Genomic DNA, 3336 nt, shown 5'->3' with positions numbered 1-3336 from the left:
GGATCAAACTCTCAATTTAAAAAGTTTGAGCTATGCTCTTTTTTTTCGCTGACTTGTTAAGTCATTTATTTGATAGATTTCTCTATCGGAATTAACTGGTTTTACCTTTTTCTCTGTTTAATTTTCAAAGACCATTTGGTTTTCATTATCATCGATTACTTCCGACGACTTTTACTATTCTACTAGATAATCTCTTATCTGTCAACAAATTTTTAAGAAGTTTTTTCTTAAGTTTTTGTTGTTTCTTGCCGCGTCTCTCAGCGACAAGATTTATCTTACCATACTTGTTATATCAAATATAACATTATTTTTTTATAATTATAGTTTATTTAAATATATCTTCATATTTCTTGAATTTACTTTTATTTTCTTATACTGATACACATGGTATAGTATACTAAAGTAAAAATAACTTATACTACTATTTAACCTCAATATACGAAATATACCACATTAAAATCAATAAACATTCGTTATGTTAACTAGTTACTAATCTTCTTAATATTCCATTGAAAATATCCTTTTTGTAATAATATAAGGCCAATTAACTATTTTCATAATTAATTGGCCTCTCTTACATTATAATATAATATACTTATTAAATTCTTCTATGATATTAACTTTTGATTTATATCCTAATTCATTTAAAGATTTATCTAACGTATTTAAAACAAATAAAATTTTATCTATCCTACTGTTTTCTCCCATATGACCAATTCTAATAACTTTATTCTCAAGATAATCAAAGGAACCTGAAATTAGTAAATTATAATTATCTCTTATATAATTAATTAACTTGTTTGCTTCTATTCCTGTAGGCGGTTCCACTACTGTAACTGTAGATGAAAAGCCACTATCTAAATATAACTTTAACCCATAGCTAGTTAATGCATTTCTAGTAGCTACAGCAATATTTTTATGTCTATTGTGTACATTCTCTATTCCTTCTTCAAGTATATTATCTATAGCAACTCTAAACCCGTATATGTCACTTATTGGCATAGTATATGGAAACCACTTTTTATCATAATATCCCTTCCATATAGTTAAGTTACAATAAAATCCTACAATGGGAGTATTTCTTATTCTCATAGCTTTATCCGCATCATCACTAACGGTAACAATAGTTAATCCTGGTGGAGCTGAAAAAGCTTTTTGAGAACCACCTAATGCAATATCTATATCCCACTCATCCACATTTATAGGTTCTCCTCCCATGGCTGCAACACTATCTACAACTGTTAATATTCCATATTCCTTAAGCATTGGACAAATTTTACTTATATCATTAAGCACTCCTGATGGTGTATCGCAATGAACAACAGTTGCATATTTAAAATTACTATCTTTATCAAGGAATTCTCTTAAATGTTCCACATCTACTTCTCTTTTTCTATCAACAGAATACAACACAGGTATTCCTCCATATATTTTCACAAAATCAGCAAAGCCTTCACCAAATACCCCATTATCAATAATTAGTACTCTATCTCCTACTTCTGTAAGTGATGCACAAGCAGCTTCCAATCCTAATATACCTTCACCACTTAATATAAACACATCCTTTTCAGTATTTAGTATTTCCCCAATTCTATTGCAAGTTTCTCTATAAAAATCATAAAAATCCTTATCTAAATCTGGATTAGTAGTTTCAATAGCCCTAGCCAATCTAACATTTTCTCTTACATTAGTAGGTCCTGGTGTAAATACATATGGTTTATTCATCATTTCATCCCCTATTCATATCTTTAATATTACTAATTAATCACAATATTTAAAATAAAAATTTTGTTATATCAAATTTATTTTTCTAAGATATTTTCCACTTTTGTTATTAAGTTAAAATTGGTTAAGTCATAATGTAGTGGTGTAACTGTTATATATCCTTCTTTAATCATGTCTACATCAGTATTATCTTGCATTGCATCATCCGGCGCACCAGTTATTTTATATACTACATTATCATCACTTTTCTCTACTTCAACATATACATTATTATAATTTCTTTCACCTATTTTACATACCTTTAATCCCTTTAATTTATCTTTACTTATAGATGGAATGTTTACATTTAGTACTGTGTTTCCAATTTTCTCACTTCTAATTTTATTTAATATTTTTTCTGCATAATCTGCAGCTATTTCATAACTTTCTTCATTACCATCACAGGATAATGCAATTGCTGGGGTATTATTTAATGCTCCTTCAACTGCTGCAGACACAGTCCCTGAATATATTACATCGGTGCCTAAATTAAATCCATCATTTATTCCTGATACTACTATATCTATTTTTTCACTAGCAATAGTAGTTATTGCAATTTTTGTACAATCAACAGGTGTACCACTTACACTAAAACATGGAGCATCTATACCTTCTATTTTTTCTTTTTTTACAATAAGAGGATTCATTAATGTTATGGAATGACTGCTAGCACTTTTTTGACTATCAGGTGCTACTACCAATATATTGTGTGAATTTTGAAGTCTCCGTGCAATAATCTGTATACCTTTTGCCGTAATTCCATCATCATTGGTTATTAATATATTCATAATTATATAAAATAGAGAAATTTATATTCTCTATTTTCCCTCCCTTCATTTATCTAAAATCTTATTAAGTAATTAATTCACCCAAAAAGAAATACTATCTACTTTTTTATTTTAACATACTAAGGATAAAGTTTATCTTAAAATATTATAAAATCCTATAAAAAAAAGACACTGCATATACAGTGTCTTTGGTGGAGATAAAGGGATTCGAACCCTTGACCCCCTGCGTGCAAGGCAGGTGCTCTCCCAACTGAGCTATACCCCCAAATATGGTGGACCTTCAGGGACTCGAACCCCGGACCTACCGGTTATGAGCCGGTTGCTCTAACCAACTGAGCTAAAGATCCATATTACTTGGCAACAACCTACCCTCCCACACAGCTTCCCATGCAGTACTATCGGCCCCTAGATGCTTAACCTTCGTGTTCGGTATGGATACGGGTGTATCCATCTAAGGCATAATTACCAAATTTAATATGGCTCCGCGAAGAGGATTCGAACCTCCAACCTATCGGTTAACAGCCGAGTGCTCCACCGTTGAGCTATCGCGGAACATTGACCTGGCAACAACCTACCCTCCCACACAGCTTCCCGTGCAGTACTATCGGCCTCTTGATGCTTAACCTTCGTGTTCGGTATGGGAACGGGTGTATCCATCAAAAGCATAATTACCAGATAAGTAGACATCCAAAAATTTATTTTTGTGATGGTCACTTATGCAAACTGTTTTTAACAGTTTGTATTCATCTATCAAATTTATAGAATTGAAAACATTGGTTAAATG

2 protein-coding genes, 3 tRNA genes and 2 rRNA genes are annotated in these 3336 nt (G+C 31.3%); all 7 read right to left on the bottom strand.

All coding sequences use genetic code 11. The features are described from left to right. Window positions 1-579: 579 nt before the first annotated feature. The gene (locus IO99_RS17830) at window positions 580-1725 is read right to left on the bottom strand and encodes a pyridoxal-phosphate-dependent aminotransferase family protein (RefSeq protein ID WP_035135854.1); all 1146 of its coding nucleotides are present in this window, start codon (window positions 1723-1725) and stop codon (window positions 580-582) included. A 77-nt stretch (window positions 1726-1802) separates the two neighbouring features. After that, on the bottom strand, window positions 1803-2552 hold the full coding sequence (gene surE, locus IO99_RS17825) for a 5'/3'-nucleotidase SurE (RefSeq protein ID WP_035135853.1): 750 nt from the start codon (window positions 2550-2552) through the stop codon (window positions 1803-1805). Window positions 2553-2741: 189 nt separating this feature from the next. Continuing rightward, window positions 2742-2817, bottom strand: a tRNA-Ala gene (locus tag IO99_RS17820). Window positions 2818-2822: 5 nt separating this feature from the next. After that, window positions 2823-2899 (bottom strand) — tRNA-Ile (locus IO99_RS17815). 5 nt (window positions 2900-2904) lie between these two features. Then, a 5S ribosomal RNA gene (gene rrf / locus IO99_RS17810) occupies window positions 2905-3022 on the bottom strand. Window positions 3023-3029: 7 nt separating this feature from the next. Beyond that, window positions 3030-3104 (bottom strand) — tRNA-Asn (locus IO99_RS17805). A gap of 6 nt (window positions 3105-3110) precedes the next feature. Further along, window positions 3111-3228, bottom strand: a 5S ribosomal RNA gene (gene rrf, locus IO99_RS17800). Between the last annotated feature and the right edge of the window lie 108 nt (window positions 3229-3336).

Origin of the sequence: Clostridium sulfidigenes (assembly GCF_000732635.1) — a bacterium.
In the GTDB taxonomy this organism is placed as follows: Bacteria; Bacillota; Clostridia; order Clostridiales; family Clostridiaceae; genus Clostridium_J; species Clostridium_J sulfidigenes.
Note: the sequence above shows the minus strand (reverse complement) of the source record. Positions and strands in the feature narration are given on the sequence as shown.